This is a genomic window from Mesorhizobium sp. WSM4849 (assembly GCF_055811385.1).
This window is the reverse complement of record NZ_JBVVPW010000094.1, coordinates 1-1,160: the sequence shown is the minus strand read 5'-3', so window position 1 is coordinate 1,160 and position 1,160 is coordinate 1. Positions and strand designations below refer to the sequence as shown.

Sequence of the window (1,160 nt, the reverse complement as noted above, 5' to 3'; positions counted from 1 at the left end):
CCCCTTGTATCTGCACGGAAGGTTTTTTGTGCGATGGAAGCGACTGTGCCTCGGGTCGGATGGCCATCCGGCCCGAGGCATGGCGAAGTCGCCCGTTACCCCTCCGGTTACAACCGTGGATGAGCTTGGGATCTTCGCCAACGTCACGCACGACCGAATAGTCGCTTGGCTCCAATCGTACGCACAAGGCAGGTTACCGTGAACAAGACCATCTGTGGAATAGATATTTCGAAGGACTGGCTCGACGCCCATGTCGTGCCGAGCGGCGCGTGGGGCCGTTTCGGCAATGACGCGGCAGCCATAGCCGAGCTTGCCGCCTTCTGTCGGTCTCACGGCGTCGAGCTCGTGGTCATGGAGGCGAGCGGCGGCTACGAGCGTCTTGCCTACCTGCTTCTGTGGGAGATGGATCAGCCCTGCGGCATCGTCAACGCGCGCAGCGTGCGCCGCTTCGCCGAGGCGATGGGCTATCTGGAGAAGACCGACAGGATCGACGCCGCCGTCATTGCCCATTATGCGCAGGTCAAACGGCTGCAGCCGACGCCGCCGCCGAGTGCGGCCCAGCAGCGGCTCAAGGCGCTGGTCGCCCGGCTTTGCCAGGTGACGGACGATCTCACCGTTCAGAAGCAGCGCAAGAGCGCTGCCGCCGATGCCGAGACCATTGCCAGCCTCGATGAGGTCATTGCCGTGCTCAAGCGCCAGGGCCGCCGGCTCGAGGGCGAGATCGCCTCGCTGATCGACGACGATCCACTGTGGGCATGCCTCGACCAGGCCTTCCGCTCGCTCAAGGGCGTGGCCTCCCGCACCGTGGCGCGGCTGATGGCCGAACTGCCTGAGATCGGCCTGCTCTCCAACAAGGCCATCGCCAAGCTGGCCGGCCTGGCGCCGATCGCCAACGACAGCGGCAAGCGCAGTGGCCGAAGGCCGGTGCGGGGCGGGCGCGCAGCACCGCGCTCCATCCTCTTCCTCATTGCCCGCATCGTTGCCCGCTACGATCCTCACCTCGGCGCCTTCCACCAACGGTTGCAGGCCGCCGGAAAGGAAAAGATGGTCATCCGCATCGCACTCGCCAGAAAGCTGCTCGTCATTCTCAATGCAAAAGCACGCGATGCGCGCAAAGAGTTCGCTAATGCAACTTGACATCAGAGATAGTCGCTCATCCG

Annotated in this window: 1 protein-coding gene; it reads left to right on the top strand. The window is 64.1% G+C overall.

From position 1 onward, the window contains the following. The first annotated feature begins 198 nt into the window (after positions 1 to 198). Positions 199 to 1,137 carry an IS110 family RNA-guided transposase gene (locus AC0L3L_RS36335; protein WP_473642177.1) on the top strand — a complete coding sequence of 313 codons (939 nt, stop codon included), beginning with the start codon at positions 199 to 201 and terminating at the stop codon, positions 1,135 to 1,137. Positions 1,138 to 1,160 lie beyond the last annotated feature (23 nt).